Consider the following 19323-nt stretch of genomic DNA (forward strand, 5'->3'; position numbering starts at 1 on the left):
CAGTTCGCCGCGCATAAACGACACGATAGCGCGACATGCCCCGCGCGGACAAACGCAAAAACTTAAGCGCGCCGCCGACGCGGTTTTTCCATGTCCGCAGCCAGTTCCGCCAGCACGCGGACGGCCGGCGCGAGCTTGTCCGCCGCGGTATTGCCATAGCCGATCACAAGGCCGTTGGTCGCGCCGCGCGGCGCGAGCGCGAAGCCGGACAGCGCGCGCGGGCCGAGGCCTCTCGCCAACGCGCGTTCGGTGAGCGTCTCGTCGTCGATGTGCGCGGGCAACCGTAGCGTCAGGTGCATTCCGCAGTCGCCGCCCAGAATCTCCGACGCGCCAAAGTCCGCGGTAAGCGCTTCGCGCAATGCCTGCTGCCGCTCGCGATAAAGCCGCCGCATGCGCCCGAGGTGCCGCCCGAATTCGCCGCTTTCCATGAAATGCGCGAGCGCCAGTTGTTCCAGCCGATGCCCGCCGCGCAGCATCTCGTACACCGCCACTTCGGCATGCTCGGCGATGGCGCGCGGCAGCACCACGAAGCCGATGCGCAGCGCCGGAAACATCGTCTTGCTGAAGGAGCCGACGTAGAGAACGGGCGCCTCGTCCACGAGGCCCTGCATGCTCGCTATCGGCTCGCCGGAGTAGCGGAATTCGCCGTCGTAATCGTCTTCGATCAGCCACGCGCCAGCGCGGCGCGCCTCGGCGATCAGTTCGAGCCGCCGCGCCACGGAGAGCACCGCGCCCGTCGGATACTGGTGCGCAGGCGACGTGTAGATGAGCTTGGGCGGATGCGCGGCCCACGCGCCGGGCGGCACGCAGATTCCTTCGGCGTCGACGGGCATCGGCTGGATGCTCAGATCGCCCTGCCTGAACGCCGCTTTCGCGCCGCGATAACCGGGGTCTTCCATCCACACTGTGTCGCCGGGATTGGTGAAAAGCCGCACGCACAGGTTGAGCGCCTCCTGCGCGCCCTCGGTAATCACGATCTGCGAGCCCTCGCAGCGCACGCCGCGCGCCATGCGCAGATGGGCAGCAATCGCGTCGCGCAGCGCGGGTTCACCGGCCGGCGTGCCGTAGCCGAGCGCGAGCGGCAGCGAGCGCTCCATCGCCCGTTCGAGCGCGCGCCGCCAGGCGGCGAGCGGAAAGCGGTCCAGCGCGGGCGTGCCGGCCGTGAGCGGCAGCGCGTTATCGACATGCGTGCGCGTGGCCGTGAACTGGCCGACGCGAGCGGCGTACGTCACCTCGGGTGCGGCAGGCTGCGCAGGCGGCTCGCCGCGCGCCGCGCGGCTCGAGAGCGGACTTACGCGGGTGCCCTTCTTGTCCGCGACCACATAGCCGACCGCCGCCAGGTGCTCATACGCGATCACCACGGTATTGCGCGACACGCCCATTTCCGCCGATAGCAACCGCGACGACGGCAACAGCGAGCCCGCCGGCAAGCGGCCGCCCAGAATGGCCTGCTGCAGGCGTTCGATCAACTGCTTTTGCAGCGGCGCGGGCTTTTGCGCGCTGTGCGGGGCGTTGGCGTGGGCGCTGGCGCTCGCGCGCAGGGCTTTGTCACGGTTCGCGGCCGTATGAATAAGCGGGCCAATAATTTCGATCATGACGGCTGGACCTATCGAATCTGTCTGAGTTGGATCTTTTTAACATACCACGATTGACGTATCGTGCATCTGATTCAGACGACCAACAATGACCAGAACGCGAGGACTACGCACATGGAACCCCGACGCAACGCCTACGGCCAGCCAATTGGCGCGCCGCTGCCCGACTGGAACGGCGCGAAGCCGCCCGGACGCGCGCAGCTCGCGGGACACTATTGCCGCATCGAGCCGGTGGACGTGGAAGCGCACGCGGCCGATCTGTTCGACGCATACAACTCGGCGGCGGATGGCCGCGACTGGACCTATCTCGGCGTCGGTCCGTTCGAGACCGCCGACGCGTATCGCGAGCATCTGGGGCGCCTCGCTGCATCGGCTGATCCGCTGCACTACGCGGTGATCGACAGCGCGAGCGGAAAGGCGGTCGGCACCTTTGCGCTGATGCGTATCGACGCCGCCAACGGCGTGATCGAAGTGGGGCACGCGGTGTACTCGCCGCGTCTGAAGCGCACGCGCGTGGCGACCGAGGCGATGTTCCTGCTCATGCAATATGTGTTCGATGAACTCGGCTATCGGCGCTTCGAATGGAAATGCGATTCGCTGAACGAACCGTCGCGCGCGGCGGCGCTGCGTTATGGCTTCACGTTCGAAGGTGTTTTCCGGCAGGCGATTGTTTATCGTCAGCGCAACCGCGATACGGCGTGGTTTTCGATTATCGACAGTGAATGGCCCGCGCTGCGTGCGAGCTATCCACGTTGGCTCGACGACGCGAATTTTAATGCCGAAGGCCGGCAGGTTCACAAGCTGGGCGATCTGATTGCGCGGCAAAGGGCGGGGACCGGGGACGCGGGTTGACGCTGGGGAGTGAGGCGGGTGGAAGGCGGCGGGTGCTGGGCTACCTATTCGGACGCGAGTGGCGCGCGCCGCAACACGATGGTCGGCTGGCCTTTGTATGCGGTGCGAAGTTGCTCGCGATAGCCGGTTTTGTGCGCGACTCGCAGCGACGCTTCGTTCTGAGGCGCCACGATGCAGGCCGTGGCCACGCTCGGCCATGTCTCATCGGCCCAAGCAATGGCGGCACGCACGGCTTCGGTCGCATAGCCTTTGCCGTGCATCGACGAACTCAATGCCCAGCCAATCTCTGGCGTGCCGGTCAATGAAGGCTCCATGTCACGCTGGAAATCCGCAAAGCCGACTTCGCCCACGAACCGCCCGCTTTCTGTTTCGCGCACCACCCAGAAGCCGTAGCCGAGCAACGCCCAGTGACCGACGTAACGCAGTAGTCGCGCCCACACTTCCTCGCGTGTAAATGGCTTGCCGCCGATAAAGCGGACTACCTCGGCATCGGACCACATGACAAGGCTGTCCGGGAAGTCGTCGCGGGTGGGCGCGCGAAGGGTGAGGCGGGCGGTGGTGAGGGTGGGGGGTGATTGGACATAACAAATAGAGAATCTCGTTTCAACGAACTGTGTTCATTCAGTTATTACGCTTACCTAAATGATAATATCTTTTCCGCTCAGCGCGGCCGCAGGCATTGTCGGGCAAAGAAAGACAGTCCGTTGTTACGCGCCATCGAACGCAAGCAAGCATAAGGGCAATGGCGGGAACAAGGACGGCCGCGCTCCCTACGCCAACTCCAAAAACCGCCCCAAGCAAGGATTCCGATTACCCGGCGACCACGCCAGCACCTGCTCGATTAAAGGTGCATCGACCAGCGGCTTGAACACCACGCCCGCAAGCTGCGCCTTGCGCATGGAAGCCGGCACGAGCGCGACACCCACGCCTTCGTCAACGAGACTCAGCACCGTCTGCTGCAATTGCACTTCGAACCGAACGTCCGGCTCGAAACCACCCGAGCGACAATGATCGAGAATCGCGGCGCGCAAAGTGGGCGCCACTTCCTCGGATGCGAGCACGAACGGCTCACCGGCCAATTGCGCAATGGCGAGCCGCCGCGCGCGGGCTCGCGGATGAGCGCGCGATAACGCCACGCAAAGCGGCTCGCGCAGAATCGTGCGCGTGGCCAGCCCCTTGTCCGGCTGATGCGGAAACATGATGGCCGCGTCGATGTGCCCCGCCACGACCTGCGCGGCAAGATCGTTGGACACCACCTCGCGCAGATTCAATGCAACCTCGGGATATGCCGCACCGAACGCCCGCGCGTAACCCGGCACCACGCTATAGGCCGCGCACATGGTGAAGCCGATGGCGAGCTTGCCCGCGTTGCCGGACGCCGCTGCCTGGGCATTGCTCACCGCCTGCTCCACCGAAGCGAGAATCGCTTTGGCATCCGCGTAAAAGCGCTCGCCCGCGGCAGTGAGCGTCACGCTGCGAGGGCTGCGCTCGATCAGCGTCACGCCGAGGCTCGCTTCCAATGCCGCGAGTTGGCGGCTTAACGGAGGCTGCGACAGATTCAGGCGCGTCGCCGCACGCCCGAAATGGCGCGTCTCGGCCAGCGTCACGAAGTAGCGCAGCGGCTTGATGTCGAGCACGGTTTCACCCATTCATTTCGACGATGCATAAAAGGTATCGCCGGAGCCAAAAAACAGTATTGGATTGTATCAACGCAAATCACTACGCTGACGCGTCGCCCTTCCTATTCGCGCCTTCGCTCACGCGCTTTACACCGATGCTAGCCACTCTCGAGATTCTGCTTCCCGTCTTCGGCCTCATATTCGCGGGCTTTGCCTGCCGCCGGCGAGGTGTGCTCGGGCCGAACTCGGCGTCGGAGCTCAATCGCTTCGTGGTGTGGCTCGCCCTCCCTGCGCTGCTCTTCGACACCATGGCGCGCGCCACGTGGCAGCAGCTGTATCAGCCTGCCTTCGTCATTACGTTTTCGGTGGCATGTGCGGGCATCTTTGCGCTGATTCTCGTCGTGCGCCTTGTGAACGGCCGGCATCTCGCCGACGCGAGTGTCGACGCCATCGCCGCCTCATATCCGAACACGGGCTACATCGGCTTTCCGCTCGGCCTGATCGCGTTCGGTCAGGCGAGCCTCACGCCCACCACCATCGCGACCATTCTGGTGGCGTGCGTGCTGTTCGCGGGCGCCATCGTGTTGATCGAAATCGGTTTGCAGACAGAACGCACACCGCACAAACTCGGCCTGAAAGTGCTCGGCTCTCTGGCGCGCAATCCGCTGATCGTGTCCCCTGTCGCAGGGGCGCTGTTCGCCAGCACGCACGTGCCGCTGCCCGCGAGCGCGGAGACGTTTCTCAAGCTGCTGAGCGGCGCGGCCAGTCCCTGCGCGTTGGTGAGCCTCGGCTTGTTTCTCGCGGAAAAGCGTCCGTCGCCGCCCGGCACGCGCGGCATTGCGTGGCTGCTAACGCTCGTGAAGCTGATTGCGCAGCCGGCGCTGACATGGTGGCTCGCCGCGCGCGTCTTCGGGCTCTCGCCGGCGCTGGTCGAAATGGCGGTCGTGCTGGTGGCGCTGCCCACCGGCACGGGACCCTTCATGCTGGCGGAGTTCTACGACCGCGAAGCGCACATCACGTCGCGCACCATCCTGCTGTCGACGCTGGGTTCCGTCGTCACGCTCTCGCTTCTCCTGCTATGGATGGGCCATCGCACCTGAACCAGAACGCCCTAGCCTCTGCCAGACGCACCGTTTTTCCAGCCGTGCCGCATCACAGGCTAAGATTCATGCCGCCGGGCGCTCGCGACGCCCGGCGAAACAAGACAGTTTGCCTTGGAGAATCTGATGTCTGAAGAGTATGAAGTGCACGGTCCGCACGACCATGCGGTGCATCACGCCGGTAATCACGACGCGGACTCTTTCGGGAGCCGCATGGCCGTCATCACGGCGGTGCTCGCGACAATCGGCGCGCTATGCGCGTACCAAAGCGGCAATAGCGAAAACCTCGCGCTGTACTACAAGAACGAAGCCGCCATCAAGAAGACGGAAGCCTCGAACCAATGGAACTACTACCAGGCCAAGGGCGAGAAGCAGAACCTGGCCGAGCTCGGCGCGGCGCTGTCGGGCGAGAACTCCGAGGCGCACGCAAAATTTGTCGCGGACGTCGACAAGTACAAGCAGCAGAAAGAGCCGATTCGCGCCAAAGCGGAAGCATTTGAAAAAGAAGTGCTCGACAACGACACGAAAAGCGAAGCGCTGTTGCATGGCCACCATCGCTGGGCGCAGGCCACCACGCTCATTCAGGTCGCCATCGCGTTGTGCGCGATCACGTTGCTGACGCGCAAGAAGTGGCTGCGCAATGTTTCTTTCGTGGTCGCGCTGGCGGGCGTCGCAACCGGCGCGCTGGCATTTTTCGCGTCCTGAAAGGAGCTCGGCGTGGTTGATAGCGCAGCCGTTCTCGGCGTGTTGTCCGTCTATGTGGCGGGCGTGGTGATTCCCGGCCCGAACTTCGTTGCCGTCGCCCATAAGGCCGCGTCGGCTACGCGCGTCGAAGCGCTTGCGGTGGTGGCGGGCATCGTGCTCGTCAACCTCTTTTGGGCGAGTTGCGCGATCCTGGGCGTCGGCATTGTGTTTGCGGCGTTTCCGTGGCTCGCGTTCGCCGTGAAGGTGGCAGGCGCCGCCTATCTGCTGTGGTTCGGCGGACGGCTCATCTTCAAGGCTTCGCGAGGCAAGCACCAGCAGACGGTGCAAGCAGCGAACGGCAGCCTCCGTCAGGCGTTCGTGCAAGGCTTCGCGACGAATATCGCGAACCCCAAATCGGTCGCGTTCTTCGCTGCGGTGTTTTCGTCGGCGGCACCGCCGAACGAGACCATTGACACCTTTCTGGCGATGCTTGGCATGGTGTTCGTCGTGGCAAGCAGCTGGTATGGCTTTGTCGCGTTGACGCTGTCGCAGGCGCACATAGCGTCGGCATATCGGCGCAGCAAGGCGTGGGTCGACCGCGTGTGCGGCGGCGTTATTATTGCGCTGGGTGTGCGTCAGTTGCTTCGGTGACGGCTTGCGCGGCACCTGCCCTCACCGACGCGGGTTGCCGTGCGCCGCGGCTGGGCGGCTGGGCGGATGGGCGGCTGGGCGGATGGGCGGATGGGCGGATGGGCGGATGGGCGGATGGGCGGATGGGCGGCTGAGCGGCTGAGCGGCTGGGTGGCTGGGTGGCTGGGTGGCTGGGCGGCTGGACGGACGGACTCGCGGACTCGCAGACGGGTGGACGGGTGGACGGGTGGACGGGTGGACGGGTGGACGGGTGGACGGGTGGACGGGTGGACGGGTGGACGGGTGCACGGGTGCACGGGTGCACGGGCGGACGGGCGGACGGGCGGACGGGCAGACGGGCAGACGGGCAGACGGGCAGACGGGCAGACGGGTAGACGGGTAGACGGGCAGACGGGCAGACGCGCGGCGAGTTTATGCGCACAAACTCGCCGCGGCCTACTGCATGGCGGAGCGCGCCCGTTCGAGCAGCAGCTCGCGTTCGCGTGCATTGCCCGTCATTGCGGCAGCGCGCTGGAACTCCGCGCGCGCTTCGTCCATGCGGCCGAGTTTGGCAAGCAGATCGCCGCGCACACTCGGCAGCCAGTGATAGTTCGCCAGCCTTGCGTCGGCGGCGAGCGCATCCACGATCTCAAGTCCCGCAGCCGGACCGAATGCCATGCCCACCGCAACCGCACGGTTCAACTCGACAACCGGCGAAGGCGCCACCTGCGCCAGTGCGTCGTACAAAGCGACGATCTGCGCCCAATCCGTGTCCTCCGCCCGATGCGCGCGCGCATGACATGCGGCCAGCGCCGCCTGCAACGCATATGGCCCGCTCGCGCCGCCCAACGCGTGTGCCGTGCTAAGCGCAGCCAGTCCGCGGCGAATCAACAGCGGGTCCCAACGGCTGCGATCCTGATCGAGCAACAGCACCGGGCGGCCTTGCGCGTCGGTGCGCGCATGCATGCGCGAAGCCTGAATCTCCATCAACGCGACAAGGCCGTGCACCTCGCTTTCGTCGGGCACGAGGCCGCTGAGCACGCGCCCAAGCCGCAGCGCTTCCTCGCAGAGCGCCGGGCGCATCCAGTCGTCGCCGCCGGTGGCGGAATAGCCTTCGTTGAAAATCAGGTAGATCACTTGCAGCACCGACGCGAGCCTGGGCGCCCGTGCTTCAGCCTGCGGCACCTCGAACGGCACTTTTGCCGCCGAAAGGGTGCGCTTCGCCCGCACGATTCGTTGCGCGATGGTCGGCTCCGGCACAAGAAACGCGCGCGCGATTTCGTCGGTCGTCAGGCCGCCGAGCAGGCGCAGCGTGAGCGCGACGCGGGCGTCCGTCGACAACACCGGATGACACGCGGTGAATACGAGCCGCAGCAAGTCGTCGCCGATGTCGTCGGCACGCGCGGCGTCCAGTGCGTCGACGAAATCGGGCACGAGATGCGCCTCGAGCGCGTCCATGTCGTGGCCCAGCTCCTGGCGCTTGCGTGCGTGCAGTGCTTCCTGCCGCAAGCGGTCGAGCGCGCGCTTTTTTGCTGTTGCCATCAGCCACGCTCCAGGATTGTCGGGTACGCCGGCGTCGGGCCAATGCTCGAGCGCCGACACCAGCGCGTCTTGCGCCAGTTCTTCGGCGAGCCCGACGTCGCGCACCATCCGCGCGACGTGGGCGATAACCTTGGCGGACTCGATCCGCCAGACGGCCTCGATGGCACGATGAGTGGCCAGTTTCGTCACAGAGTCAGCCCGCCGCTCTGGCGTTCGGGTCCATGTAGATCAGTTCCCAGATATGGCCGTCTATGTCTTCGAAGCCGTGGCCATACATGAAGCCGTAGTCCTGCGGCGCGCGCGGCACGCTGCCGCCCGCGGCCACCGCTTTCGCGACCAGCGCGTCCACTTCGCCGCGGCTTTCGCATGACAAACCAACAAGTGCTTCCGTACTTTCCTTCGGATCACAAAGCGATTTGCGCGTGAACGATTTGAACAGCTCTTTCACCAGCAGCATTGCGTAAAGATTTTCACCGAGGACCAAACACGCCGCCTGTTCGTTGGTGAATTGCGGGTCAAAGCTGAAACCGAGCGCGCTGAAAAACGCCTTCGACCGTTCGAGATTGTCGACGGCGAGATTCACAAAGATTTGTTTGTGCATGATGAAATCCAATAATCGGTTGGCGGCAAATCAGCGACGGCCCGCTTCAAGCTCGCGAAAACGCTCGAGTTCCGGACTCGGCTCGAAGTCCTCCAGTTCGTAGAGCTGCCTCACTTCGATTTCCCCGTCGACGTGTTCGCCGGACGGCGCCGGAAAACGCCGCGCCCATTCCATTGCTTCTTCGCGCGAACGCACCTGGATCAAGGTGTAACCGGCAATCAGTTCTTTGGTTTCGGCAAACGGGCCGTCAATCACCGTGCGCTGGCCGCCGCTGTAGCAAACGCGCCAGCCTTTCGAGCTTGGCTGCAAACCGGTGGCGTCGAGCAGCACGCCCGCCTTGGCGAGTTCTTCGTGGTAGGCGCCCATTGCCGCCATTAGGGACGCTTCGGGCATTTCGCCGGCTTCGCTTGCGGCAGTCGCTTTGACCAGGATCATGAATCGCATCGCCGTTACTCCGTTTGTCGTGAGAAGTGAGGTTGAGCGCGGCCGGTTGGCCGCTCTTACTCACACGACGGGCAATGCAGGAGCGATTCGACAAATACGTCGCACCGCCTGGGGAAAACCCCGAGCAAAAAGATTCGCTCGCCTACATGAAGCACGGGCCGAGCTTGCGTACCTCGACAGTGCACCATGTCGCCGCCGGACAGGCTTGCGCAATTGCCACGGCTTCTTCGCGTGACTCGGTGTTCAGCAGGTAGAAGCCGCCGATCATTTCCTTTGCTTCTGCGAAGGGTCCGTCGAGCAGCTTTGGCTGGCCGCCGCGGACCTGGACGCGCACGGCGTCGCTGGAGGAAGTCAGTGCTTCGGCCGCGAGCAGTTTGCCGCGCTCCTTGAGGTCGGCACCGAAGCGAAGCATCTGGTCGTACACTTCGCGGCCCTTGGCCTCGCCGCGTTCCGCGCGTTGTTCCGGGGGCTCGACGATCAGCAGCATATAAGACATGGTGTCTCCAGTTATTACGCTGCGGACCGGCAGCCCGGCAGTCGTACAGCAGGATTGAAAGCGCCCAGCATGAACGCGAAAAGCCAGTCTAACAAGCGCGGATCGTTCCGGTAAACCTGCGTCGGCGATTACTGCGCGCCTCGCTGCGCGGTTTTACGAAGACTCGTAAGCGCTTCGCAGCGCGCGGATTTGCACCCGACGCGCGGCACGATGGCGCGGATTGAAGTATTCTCCCCACGCGCTGACAGCCGCGATAATGCCGGCCATTAATCTGCGAGAAAAGAGACCAGTGTTTTACGATTTAACGCGACGGCGGCGAATCGAAAACTGATGCCGGCATAAGCAGCCGGTTTCAAAGCAAAACAAATCACACCATCGGGGAAACACATGCATCGACTGTCAGCACGCAACGCCATTGCGGCCGCCGTGACTATTGCTTTGCTTCAACTGGGCGGTTGCGGCGGCGGCGGCTCAGGCTCGGGGTCCGGTTCGTCCAGTACGCAGACCACGACGCCAAGCTCCGTGACCGGCACGGTAGCGAGCGGCAGCCCGTGGGTCGGCGCGAGCGTGACCTTGATGGACGCCACCGGCGCGCAGGCCACCGCAACTACCGACGCCCAGGGCGCCTACACGCTCGCGATCAAAGGCATGACCGCGCCGTTCCTGCTCACCGCAACGGACGCGAGCGGCCTGTCGCGCCCACTGGTCTCTGTGCTCGCCAAGTTGCCCAGCGGAACGGCGCCCGCCATCGCCAACATCACCACGCTGACCACCGCAATCGCCGCAATGTTGACGGCCTCGGGTAATCTGTCCGATCTCGCGTCAAGCACGGCACTCGCCAAAGTCACGCTGTCGTCGGTTCAGATTGCGATCATCACGCTCGACGCAATACTCGCCGACGTGCTCACGCAAAACGGCCTTCAGGCGGCCGGTTTCAATCCTGTGGGCACGGCGTTCACGCCGAATCACACGGGCGCGGACGCGGTCATCGACACGCTGTTGCTCGTTCCTGGCGCAAACGGTGGCCTGTTGCTCGCGTCGAATGCCGCGCCCGGCAACACGATCGCGTTGAACAAGCAGACGGGGCTGTCGACGAAACTCGCCGCGCCTTCCGTCGCGGCAAATTATCTCGAGCCGCTCGCGTCGCTGCTGACCGCGTGCGCCGCGACGGGCGCGCTGAATACGTCGTGCTCGCCGGCCATCGACGCGACTTATCTGGACAACGGTTCAAGCGACCTCGCCGTCGGCCAGGGCTTGTCCGACGCATTGCTGATGGGCGCGCGCTTCGGCTCGCCGAAAACTCTTGCCTTCTTCACGCGCAACGGCAAGCAACAGGCGCTCGTGCAGATTCCCCTTACGCTCGCGGACGGCACCGCAACCGCTGCGTACAGCATCGCGCAACAAATGACAGCGCCGGTGACGCTGGCCAACGGCACGCAGCTTGGCTGGAACCTGATCGGCAATCAGTCGCAATTCGCGGTGTCGATTAATTCGCGAATGCAGCGCACCACGTTTCTCGATACGCGGCTTAACGACGTGAACCGCTACGAGTCCGGGCTCGACATCACGATTCCCACTTCGCGGAACCTTGGTGTTTACTCCGCGTCCGTCAGCGGTCCGGGCCTCGCCGCGCCAGTCTGGCTGCTGTCGCGTGCCGCCGCGGGCAATAGCGCGCTGGGTCTTGCCGATGCCGCATTGAGCGCCGCGCCGGTCACGCCCGCAATGAGCGCAAGCGGCACATCCATGTATCGCTGGTCGTGGCAATCTCTGTCGTCGACGGCGAGCTTCGCGCCACCCGCTTCGAGCGGCGTGTACGCCGCGCAGGCTGTCGATGTCAGCAAGGTTCCGCTCTTTGCAACCTACACGGTTACGTTCTACGACAGCAACGGCGCGAAGCTCGGCCAGTCGCAGGTGATCAATCCGGGCAGCCCGCTCGGCGCGGCGGCGGGCGCAACCGTAGCATGGCCGACCTTGCTGCCGGACTTCGCGACGCAGTTTCTCACGCCTCGCGGATCGCTCGCCGGCATTCAGTACGCGATGAGCGTGAGCTGGTCGAGCCTCGTCAATGGACAGGACGTGGCTTATCCGGTGAACTCGGTGCGAATCCAGGCATCGGGGCTGACGCTGGCGGGTGTGAATGGGGAGATAGACGGCTTTGCAGTCGGCAAACCGAACAACACGACGCTTGGTCAATATCAGACAACGGTGAGCGCGGGCATTGATTCATTCGGTGCGCAGACATGCACCAATTGCCCGTTCCCCGCGTTGACCTCAGGTGCGTCGCGCGTGGTCGAACTCGGCGGCAGTCAACAGGGCATCGGCTACTACGCCGTGACGCAGTACAACGATTAACCGCCGCGTTAAACACGCCCCATGCGGGGCGTGTGATCATCTCAAGCCGATGCGGGCGTCACAGCACCGCGTCGGCCAGCGCGTTGGTGCGCGCAGAGCGCATCAGGCCTTCGATCATGCGCGCCTGGGCGCTGGCAATCTCGCTCAACGACGCAACCGCGAATTGCCCGTCGAGAATCGCCACAGCCGTGCAGAGGCTGGCGTATTCGTCGTCGCTTAGCGTCCATGCGCCGGTCCGCTGCTCGCGTTGATCCAGATGAACCATCGCAGCGTGCCCGCGCTGAATATCGTCGAGTGCGTCTTCGCCCAGGCCCAGACGCGCGAGTTCCTGCGACACCAGCAAATGCCTGCTCAGCGTCATGTGCAGATCCCGCGAGCCGTGGCCGCGCCGGAATGCGTCGAGCGCCGCATAGCACTGCAGGATCAACGTGGCGGTGACCGGCTCGTGCGCGGTACGGCTATGGGTCAGCGCACGCAGCAGCGGCGACATGGCCGGCCGATTGTGTTTGCGGACTCGCGATTTACTGGACATACGTTCAACCTCCTTCGCTAACTCTCGGCTTCATCGCCAGATCGGTACGATTTTCCGGCGACGAATGCCGCCGATGCGCCGGCGGCTCGACAGCCTCTAATGTGAGTCTGTGTAAGCATGATGGCAAGCCTTTATTAAGACCGGCTTAAACGCGGAAATTCCCGGGCGTCCACGACATAGACGAAAAAAAAGCCCTGTTCCCGCGAGAGAACAGGGCCGGACAGGATGGAAGAGTCGTGCTTGCGCGTGGATGCTCGCAGACTTGTGACCATCGAAACTGATAGAGCTGTTGCTGCTTCTGGTATTACTGCTGCTGCGAAAAAGTGTGTTGCAAGCTTTACTGCCACTGCCAAGACGTTGGTTGCGATGTCAACTGATACTGCGATTGCGGTTACTACTGCTGGTGCTGCTGGCACTGCTACGACTACTGCTACTGCTAGTACCGCTACTGCGATTACATAACCACTGCGACTGCCATTACACAACTACTGCTGCTGCCACCGCTGCTGCTACTACCGCTACCTCCACCGCAAACACACATTCTGCTGATTCAACCACTGCTAGTACGGCAAAAACTGCGAACAACGATTTGCTGCTTGACCTGCCACTGCGCCAATTGCCTTGCTTCTACTTCGTGTTGCTTACTGCACTGCCGCGTTGACCACCGCGGCGAACTGCCATCAACGGTACGGTTCAAAACGACGCGGGGGGAAGACCGCATCGATGGGCTCGGTGTTTTGTCGCTCCATGGAAAACAGTTTATGCGAGCGAGGGCCCAGGCAATTGGGCAAAAGGAAGGGATTTGCGACGCCTGTTTGACGAATGAGCGTAACAATCGGGGACGCATGTGGGGGAGCACTGCAGGAGAGAAACCGCAAGACAGCAAATAAGGCTAATGCGACTACGGCTACCGCGCGCCGCCGCGCCAACTCAACGCAACCGGAGACGATACAACGAAAACGCACGCAACGTCATGCCGACGCTGCGTGCGCATACGGTAACGGACATTAAGCAACGGACATTAGCGCGCGGCAAAGTCGCTGATGGTCAGCAGGACTTTCTCGCCCGGCCGGGCCAGCATCTTTCTTTCGGCCACGGCGGTAATGCGTTTGCGGCCATCGGCAAATGTCTTCAGCATGCGGTCTTCCGCAGCACCGCGTTGCAGCCAGAAATGCTGCTCCAGCGCTTCACGCGTGACGGCGCATTCGAGGTCCCGTCCTCGCGCCGAAAGCTGGAAAATCACCGCGCGCCCGTCTGCCGAGACGCTAGGTTCAAGCTCGATAATCTCCATGGCCCACCTCGCAAAGTTGGTTATGCCGTCCGCCCTCATCAACGAACGACACCGAACAAAACTGAATACACACACAAGCCCGCATGGCTTTCCGCTGATGAATCGGCTACTGCGCGGCGATTACATCCATCGTAAGCGAAGGTGGGAACGCGTGCATTTCTGGGTGACTGGATGAACCCGTCGACGAATTCATCGGCGGCGACGCCGGCAAATTCCCGAGGCCCATCGGCGACGAAAACGCACGCGCGTGCGTAAGCGTCGGCACGCGCGGCGCGTTACTCGACGCGCGCGAATGTTTCACACAGAAGTCATGCAACAGCGTACTCAAGCTAGCGGACATCGCGTGTGTCCCGCCGCGCACTCCGCGCGACGCGGACGCAATTGCAAACCAGGAATGCGGCGGTCGCAATTCCTGGCTGACCACACCGCGCGAATCGGTGAAACGCAGACAGCCTGTGTCGGGATAGAACACAAGCGTTGTCACGTCGCCGTTTATTGCGCGCGTCAGAATGTGTGGTTTCGTATTCAGCATTGTTGGTCGTGGGCCAGTTGGCGCCGTGGGTATCGTTCTGTAGCGCTGGCTACCGTTCGGCGGCGTTTCGGCGTGTCGCGCCGCGAGGTCCTGGACCTGCGCGCGTATCGATTCGCGGGTACGACAAAAGCAAGGCACATGCCAATAGACCCAAAATGCACTACGCTTCGCTTCGGCCGCGTGCGACAAAGGCACCCGCGATGCCGCACGCAAGCGGCAAGCATCGGCGGCGCCTGATGCACCGCGGAAAAAACCGCGACCGACGGCGCGACGTCGGGCCGCAGTACGAACCGCGAGGCGGGTCCATTCACTGCGCAGGCCCAACCGCTCAAATGCCGATGCATGGTAAAAATGCGCTGCCGGCGTGACAATTCACGCCCATTCTTACTAACGGGCCGCGCGCCCGAGAGCGCCTGGACATGTCCGATGCCGACCCTGCTATCACGCTGCGCCCCGCCACCGCCGAAGACGAAGCGTTTCTCTTCGAACTGCGCAAGGCGACGATGACCGAGCACCTCGCGCGCGTCGGCGAGCCCACGGACGACACCGCGCATCGCGCGCGCGTGCTGCACCGTTACGACGCGGCGCGCGTCATATGTGTCGACGGAATGCGTGCCGGTTTGCTCAAAGCACATCGCACTGATACTGAGTGGCTGGTCGTTCAATTGCAGATCGCGCCCGCACTGCAAGGGCGCGGCATCGGCGAGCACGCGCTGCGCACGGTGCTGCGCGCGGCCGACGCTGTCGCATTACCCGTCGCGCTCAAGGTGCTAAAAGGCAATCCGGCGCGGCGCCTTTATGAGCGACTCGGCTTCGCAATTACGGGCGAAGATGAAAGAGAGTTTCACATGAGGCGCGCGCCGCGGCGCGTGTCGGCGGAAACCGAAGCAGAATAAATGGCGGATAACGACTGACTCATCAAGAACCCAGCATGACTCTTCGTCACACTTCAGCCATTCGCAACTGGCACGCACATGTCTATTTCGATGCGACGACGCGCGAGCCCGCGTGGGCTTTGCGCGAGCAAATCGAAGCCCACTGGCAAGGCAAGCTGCAAATGGGCCGCTTTCACGAGCGTCCGGTCGGGCCGCATCCTATGTGGTCGTATCAGTTGGCGTTCGCGCATGAGCAGTTCGGCGATCTGATTGCATGGCTCACGCTCAACCACGGCGCGCTCGACATCTTCGTGCATCCCAACACTGGCGACGCGTTGCGCGATCATCGCGACGCCGCGATATGGATTGGCCGCTCACACCAGCTTGTGCTCGACGCGTTGATCTGACCAATACGCGGCCGCGCCGCTCACATGTTCGTGTACGAACTGCACCATCCGCGCGCCGCAACCTGTTTGTCGCCAAACAGCGTGCAGCCGCCGTACGTGTCGGTCGCGCTTCCCTGGAACAGCGAACAGGTACTGCACTTCTGGTCCGCCTTGTACTGCGGAAATTTGGCCTTATCGACCTTTGCCGCGTCTTCCGTATAGCCGAGCGCCCGGGCTTGCGGATCCGTTTCGCTGAGCGTATTCGCGCCGGCGGCGAATGCCGTGCGTGAAAGCGCGAGCGACGAGCCGGCGCTCACGCTCATCAACAGAAAATGGCGGCGCGACGTTTTCATTGTTTTTCTCCGATGCGAATTGGGGGACATGCGCTGACAACAAGCGCTGACTGGCTACCGCTCAATCGAGAAATCGCGTGAATCGTTCAACCGGCTCGCGCTCGGTGCGAAGCGCGTTGACCGGCGCGCTTTCGTCCGCAAAACCGAGCGACATGCCGCACACCAGTTGCTCTTCGGGCGGCAGCCCGAGTTGTGCCGCAATCACCTGATGAAACGGCGTGAAAGCGGCCTGCGGACAGGTATCGAGGCCACGCCCGCGCGCCGCGGTCATGATGGCTTGCAGAAACATGCCGTAATCGAGCCAACTGCCGCGTTCCATCACCCGGTCGATGGTAAAAAACAGACCCACCGGCGCACCGAAGAAGCGATAGTTCTGCGCGTGCTGCTCATGCATGCGGGCCTTGTCGCCCTTGCCGATACCCAGCAGGCCATACAGGTCCCAGCCGATCTTGCGGCGGCGGTCGATATACGGCGACACCCAGTCGCGCGGATAGTACGCGTACTCCTCGCGATAAAGCTCGTCGCGCTGCGGATTGTCATAGGCCGCGACCAACGCTCCGGACAAACGCGCGAGTGCGCTGCCCGTCAGCACATACACCTTCCACGGCTGTGTATTGGTGCCCGACGGCGCGCGGCTTGCCACTTCGAGAATCGCCTCGATCTCGGCGCGCGGCACCAGCGTTGGCAGAAACGCGCGCACGGAGCGGCGCGTGAGCAGTGCGGCGTCGACCGGATTGGCCGCGTGAGGTGGGGCTTCGTGCATCGGCTGTGTCATCGTTGGAATTCCGCATGAGCGGCAGACGAATGGGCTGCAACGATTCTAGCGCGAGCGGCGCTTCGTACGCGCGCAGGCACGCAGCTTACGATTTGAATGCGCATTGCCGCGCCCGCGAACGCGACTCTCGTTTTGCGTTTATCCTCTTTGCACGCTTTTCGCACGGCTTTCCATCGCAATCGTTTTATCCAATTCCGGAGTTGAGCATGCAATACCGCAAATTCGGCCGCACGGGCCTGACTGTTTCGCGCCTGTGTCTTGGCACCATGACCTTCGGCCTGCAAACCGAAGAAGACGCTTCGCGCCGTATTCTCGACACCGCTGCGGATGCCGGCGTGAATTTCATTGATACGGCCAACGTCTACCCGCTCGGCGGCGGCGAAGAAAACGCGGGACGCACGGAGGAAATCGTCGGGCGCTGGCTGAAAGGCAAGCGCGACCGCTTCATTCTGGCGACCAAGGCAGTGGGCAAAATGGGCCCGAACGCCTGGGACCAGGGCGCGTCGCGCAAGCACCTGCTGGATGCGATCGACGCCTCGCTGCAGCGTCTTGGCACCGACTACGTGGACCTCTATCAACTTCATTCCGACGATGCCAACACCCCGCTCGACGAAACACTAGAAGCGCTGGACGTGATTGTGCGCTCGGGCAAGGCGCGCTATATCGGCGTGTCCAATTTTCTTGCGTATCGGCTCGCGCGTGCGCTCGGCCGCGCGGACGTGCTACGCGTGGCGCGCTTCGTGTCGGTGCAGCCGCGCTATAACCTGCTGTTCCGCCAGATCGAACGCGAACTGCTGCCTCTCGCCGCCGAAGAGCAACTCGCCGTGATGCCGTATAACCCGTTGGCGGGCGGCTTGCTGACCGGCAAGCACAAGCTCGATGCAACGCCCACGTCGGGCCGCTTCACTGAGAGCGTCGGCACGGCGGGTTCGATGTATCAGGAGCGCTACTGGCATCAACGCGAGTTCGAGACTATCGAGCGTCTGAAAGCGGTTGTGGCACCGACCGGCGAATCGCTCACACGAGTGTCGCTTGCGTGGGTGCTCGCCAACCCGCTCGTCACGTCGGCGATTATTGGCGCGAGCCGCGCCGAGCAGTTAAGCGATACGCTCGCGGCATCCGAGTTCGAACTGGACGCAGAACTGAAAAAGCAGCTCGACGAAGCCAGTGTCGAATACCGCTGGGGTGACGCGGCGCGCTGATCGCCGCACCGCCGTGCAAGGCGACTGGGCGCGGCTCAACGTGCTGCGCTCAGCGCCCGTATCTGAGCACCGTGCTGGCGGCCGCAACCACATGGTCCTTCATGGCGGCAAGCAACGCCTCTCGGGTGAGGCCCGCCGGTAAGGCGTTCGGCGCGAGATCGAGCGCATACACCTGCGCGAGATAGTGATGCGGCACGTCGCCGACCGGCGGACACGGACCGTAATAGCCGGGGCCGCCCGTCCGGTTGGTTCCCGCGACGCTGCCTGCAGGCGGCGCGGCGCCCGCCTCCAGTGCGGTAACCGAAGGGGCAATGCCATACAGCACCCAATGCACAATGCCCAGCCCCTTGGCGCCGTCGGGATCGAAGATCGTCACGGCGAAGCTCCTGGTACCCGCGGGCACGTTGCGCCATTGCAGCGCGGGCGACACGTTGCCGCCGCCGCAGTTGTTGGCGCTGGCCGCGTGCGTCGATTCAAGTGTGCCGCCGTCGGACAGACCAGGCGAAGTCAGGGTAAATGCCTCAGCGGCGTGAGCCTGCGCCACGCCGAGCGCGAGCAACGCACCCACACAAGCAAGGCGCCGTACAGCGCCACGGTAAGCCGTTCCCATCATGTACTTTTTGCTCCAGCTATAGCTGCGCGTCTGTCGAGGTCTACCTGAACTTGCCCGTGCGTGCATTGGCTTCGGGCAACTGCCGCGTTTCGCGCACCGACCGCGGATGCCACAGCCGCGCCCCGCCTTGAATGCCCGCGTCGTTCGAAACGGTTGCCACGTTCGCGGGCAACTCGAATTTGAGGCGCGCCGCGTTGCCGCCGCCAATCCACAGCCGGTCGTAGTTCACGAGCGATTCGAGTATGCCGATCACCTTATGAACACGCCGGTTCCAGCGTTTATTCCCGGCTTTCTCGCGCGCCGCTTCGCCAATGTATTCGTCATAAGCCACGCCCTTATTGCTGACCGGATGATGCGCGAGTTCAAGATGAGGCATCAGCTCGCCGTCGCGAAAGAGCGCCGTTCCCGCGCCCGTGCCGAGCGTCAGTACAAATTCAATGCCCTTGCCTTCTATCGCGGCGAAGCCCTGCATTTCCGCGTCGTTGATCATGCGTACCGGCACGCCGCCGAGTTTTTGCGCGAGCAGGTCGGCAAGCGCAAAGTTGCGCCAGCCTTCCACGCCGAAATGCGGCGCCGTCAGAATGCGGTTGTCGCGCACCACGCCGGGAAAGCCGATCGACATCAACTGCGCGGGTGCCTTTGCGATGAGCGGCTCGACCAGTGTGGCCAACGCATCGACCAGTTGCTCAGGCGTGCAAGGGTGCGGCGTGCCCACGCGCACGCGCTCGGTTTGCATCTCGCCGTTTGCATTGATGATGGCCGCTTTCAGGCCAGTGCCGCCAACGTCGATTGCAAGAATCCTTTCGTTGCTGGTTGCTGCCTTATCTTTGGATGTCGCCACGGTTACCC

General features: G+C 63.4%; 21 protein-coding genes. 8 read left to right on the top strand and 13 right to left on the bottom strand.

The window, feature by feature from the left end; genetic code table 11:
• Positions 1–62 precede the first annotated feature (62 nt).
• Positions 63–1595: a MocR-like pyridoxine biosynthesis transcription factor PdxR gene (gene pdxR / locus F757_RS0132300; RefSeq protein WP_027214964.1), complete on the bottom strand. Its 1533-nt coding sequence runs from the start codon at positions 1593–1595 to the stop codon at positions 63–65.
• Positions 1596–1709: 114 nt separating this feature from the next.
• Between pdxR and F757_RS0132305 the strand changes: the two genes are divergently transcribed.
• A complete protein-coding gene (locus F757_RS0132305; RefSeq protein ID WP_027214965.1) occupies positions 1710–2447 on the top strand; it encodes a GNAT family N-acetyltransferase in 738 nt (245 codons plus the stop codon).
• A 44-nt stretch (positions 2448–2491) separates the two neighbouring features.
• On the opposite strand, the gene F757_RS0132310 is transcribed toward F757_RS0132305, so the two are convergent.
• Positions 2492–3037 carry a GNAT family N-acetyltransferase gene (locus tag F757_RS0132310; protein ID WP_027214966.1) on the bottom strand — a complete coding sequence of 182 codons (546 nt, stop codon included), beginning with the start codon at positions 3035–3037 and terminating at the stop codon, positions 2492–2494.
• A gap of 180 nt (positions 3038–3217) precedes the next feature.
• Complete coding sequence (locus tag F757_RS0132315) at positions 3218–4084, bottom strand: LysR family transcriptional regulator (RefSeq protein ID WP_027214967.1); 867 nt, start codon at positions 4082–4084, stop codon at positions 3218–3220.
• Positions 4085–4221: 137 nt separating this feature from the next.
• Here F757_RS0132315 and F757_RS0132320 point away from each other — a divergent pair, with 137 nt between their 5' ends.
• The 3 genes from F757_RS0132320 (at position 4222) to F757_RS0132330 (ending at position 6501) form a co-directional block, all read left to right on the top strand.
• Complete coding sequence (locus tag F757_RS0132320; protein ID WP_027214968.1) at positions 4222–5166, top strand: AEC family transporter; 945 nt, start codon at positions 4222–4224, stop codon at positions 5164–5166.
• Between the two features lie 126 nt (positions 5167–5292).
• Positions 5293–5871 carry a DUF4337 domain-containing protein gene (locus F757_RS0132325; RefSeq protein WP_027214969.1) on the top strand — a complete coding sequence of 193 codons (579 nt, stop codon included), beginning with the start codon at positions 5293–5295 and terminating at the stop codon, positions 5869–5871.
• A 12-nt stretch (positions 5872–5883) separates the two neighbouring features.
• Positions 5884–6501, top strand: a complete 618-nt coding sequence (locus F757_RS0132330; protein ID WP_027214970.1) for a LysE family translocator — start codon at positions 5884–5886, stop codon at positions 6499–6501.
• A 435-nt stretch (positions 6502–6936) separates the two neighbouring features.
• Here the strand turns inward: F757_RS0132330 and F757_RS0132335 are convergent, their stop codons facing one another.
• The 4 genes from F757_RS0132335 to F757_RS0132350 all read right to left on the bottom strand — a co-directional run bounded on the left by F757_RS0132335 (position 6937) and on the right by F757_RS0132350 (position 9563).
• A complete protein-coding gene (locus F757_RS0132335) occupies positions 6937–8211 on the bottom strand; it encodes an RNA polymerase sigma factor (protein WP_027214971.1) in 1275 nt (424 codons plus the stop codon).
• Between the two features lie 4 nt (positions 8212–8215).
• Positions 8216–8623, bottom strand: a complete 408-nt coding sequence (locus tag F757_RS0132340) for a VOC family protein (RefSeq protein WP_013342259.1) — start codon at positions 8621–8623, stop codon at positions 8216–8218.
• 30 nt (positions 8624–8653) lie between these two features.
• Positions 8654–9067 carry a YciI family protein gene (locus F757_RS0132345; RefSeq protein WP_027214972.1) on the bottom strand — a complete coding sequence of 138 codons (414 nt, stop codon included), beginning with the start codon at positions 9065–9067 and terminating at the stop codon, positions 8654–8656.
• Between the two features lie 142 nt (positions 9068–9209).
• Positions 9210–9563, bottom strand: coding sequence for a YciI family protein (locus F757_RS0132350; protein WP_027214973.1), 354 nt, complete (start codon positions 9561–9563; stop codon positions 9210–9212).
• Positions 9564–9950: 387 nt separating this feature from the next.
• Here F757_RS0132350 and F757_RS0132360 point away from each other — a divergent pair, with 387 nt between their 5' ends.
• Positions 9951–11915, top strand: coding sequence for a hypothetical protein (locus F757_RS0132360; RefSeq protein ID WP_027214974.1), 1965 nt, complete (start codon positions 9951–9953; stop codon positions 11913–11915).
• 58 nt (positions 11916–11973) lie between these two features.
• Here F757_RS0132360 and F757_RS0132365 read toward each other — a convergent pair whose 3' ends face one another.
• Entirely contained in the window at positions 11974–12447 is a 474-nt protein-coding gene (locus F757_RS0132365) for a hypothetical protein (protein WP_013342255.1), read from the bottom strand.
• 1021 nt (positions 12448–13468) lie between these two features.
• Positions 13469–13738 carry a DUF1488 domain-containing protein gene (locus F757_RS0132370; RefSeq protein WP_013342254.1) on the bottom strand — a complete coding sequence of 90 codons (270 nt, stop codon included), beginning with the start codon at positions 13736–13738 and terminating at the stop codon, positions 13469–13471.
• Positions 13739–14689: 951 nt separating this feature from the next.
• On the opposite strand from F757_RS0132370, the gene F757_RS0132385 reads away from it, so the two are divergent.
• The gene (locus F757_RS0132385) at positions 14690–15166 is read left to right on the top strand and encodes a GNAT family N-acetyltransferase (protein ID WP_027214976.1); all 477 of its coding nucleotides are present in this window, start codon (positions 14690–14692) and stop codon (positions 15164–15166) included.
• A gap of 35 nt (positions 15167–15201) precedes the next feature.
• Complete coding sequence (locus F757_RS0132390; protein ID WP_027214977.1) at positions 15202–15552, top strand: DOPA 4,5-dioxygenase family protein; 351 nt, start codon at positions 15202–15204, stop codon at positions 15550–15552.
• 20 nt (positions 15553–15572) lie between these two features.
• On the opposite strand, the gene F757_RS0132395 is transcribed toward F757_RS0132390, so the two are convergent.
• Both F757_RS0132395 and F757_RS0132400 read right to left on the bottom strand, forming a co-directional pair.
• On the bottom strand, positions 15573–15884 hold the full coding sequence (locus F757_RS0132395; protein WP_027214978.1) for a high-potential iron-sulfur protein: 312 nt from the start codon (positions 15882–15884) through the stop codon (positions 15573–15575).
• Between the two features lie 61 nt (positions 15885–15945).
• The gene (locus tag F757_RS0132400) at positions 15946–16659 is read right to left on the bottom strand and encodes a nitroreductase (protein ID WP_051376914.1); all 714 of its coding nucleotides are present in this window, start codon (positions 16657–16659) and stop codon (positions 15946–15948) included.
• Between the two features lie 206 nt (positions 16660–16865).
• Between F757_RS0132400 and F757_RS0132405 the strand changes: the two genes are divergently transcribed.
• Entirely contained in the window at positions 16866–17861 is a 996-nt protein-coding gene (locus F757_RS0132405) for an aldo/keto reductase (RefSeq protein WP_027214980.1), read from the top strand.
• 49 nt (positions 17862–17910) lie between these two features.
• Here F757_RS0132405 and F757_RS0132410 read toward each other — a convergent pair whose 3' ends face one another.
• The gene (locus F757_RS0132410) at positions 17911–18474 is read right to left on the bottom strand and encodes a YbhB/YbcL family Raf kinase inhibitor-like protein (protein WP_027214981.1); all 564 of its coding nucleotides are present in this window, start codon (positions 18472–18474) and stop codon (positions 17911–17913) included.
• A gap of 40 nt (positions 18475–18514) precedes the next feature.
• A complete protein-coding gene (locus F757_RS0132415) occupies positions 18515–19315 on the bottom strand; it encodes an ROK family protein (RefSeq protein WP_027214982.1) in 801 nt (266 codons plus the stop codon).
• Between the last annotated feature and the right edge of the window lie 8 nt (positions 19316–19323).

The organism is Burkholderia sp. WSM2232, assembly GCF_000472545.1.
Taxonomy (GTDB): Bacteria; Pseudomonadota; Gammaproteobacteria; order Burkholderiales; family Burkholderiaceae; genus Paraburkholderia.